Annotated in this window: 1 protein-coding gene; it reads right to left on the reverse strand. The window is 34.5% G+C overall.

Annotated elements, in window-relative coordinates:
• Nucleotides 1-566: 566 nt before the first annotated feature.
• A partial coding sequence (locus EG849_RS16000) for a hypothetical protein (RefSeq protein ID WP_262680379.1) occupies nucleotides 567-679 on the reverse strand: 113 nt, incomplete at its 5' end.

Consider the following 679-nt stretch of genomic DNA (forward strand, 5'->3'; position numbering starts at 1 on the left):
CAACCGAAACAGGTGGTCAATTTGAACTGGAATTGGGTGGTCAATTTGACCGTTTTTTCCAATCTAATATTTAACTTCAAAAAATCGTCATATCAAACAATAATTCTCTATTAACTAAATTCCCTTAAATCTAAAAAATAAAGCCTTAAAACAATTAAAAATCAGCGTGAGCGAATGGGCAGTCACGACTAGTAACTTTTTTCCTGCTGCCTTTCCAAATCTCGCAAGAAAAATGCGAGGATTTTCCTTTGCATCAGGGCTAGCTAACAATTCATTTTAATTTTTGTACGCTTTTACAATAGTGCGCAACACAACTCCGCTACAAAACATAAAATGAATATGATTTAGAACTCCCAATATTCATAAATACATTTAAATCAAAAGCTCCGCAAACACAAAACGTTTTCCCAAACTTAAATTGAAGGCGTTTTACAGCGTTTATAATTACAAATAAAGACTTTGTGGTCACAGTAAAAAACATTCCTCACGCGTCAAAAAAAGCACCTATAAATCCAATAAAAAAAGGGAGGCCAATTGGCCTCCCTTTTAAAATATAATTGAATCAATTATTTCTTCACGATCAAGAACTCACTTCTTCTGTTTTGAGCATGCTCTTCTTCAGTACAGTTTTCTTTGCAGTCCACTTTAGGCTCGCTTTCGCCATACCCTTTTCCTGAAA

Origin of the sequence: Flavobacterium macacae, assembly GCF_003865365.1 — a bacterium.
Taxonomy (GTDB): domain Bacteria; phylum Bacteroidota; class Bacteroidia; order Flavobacteriales; family Flavobacteriaceae; genus Flavobacterium; species Flavobacterium macacae.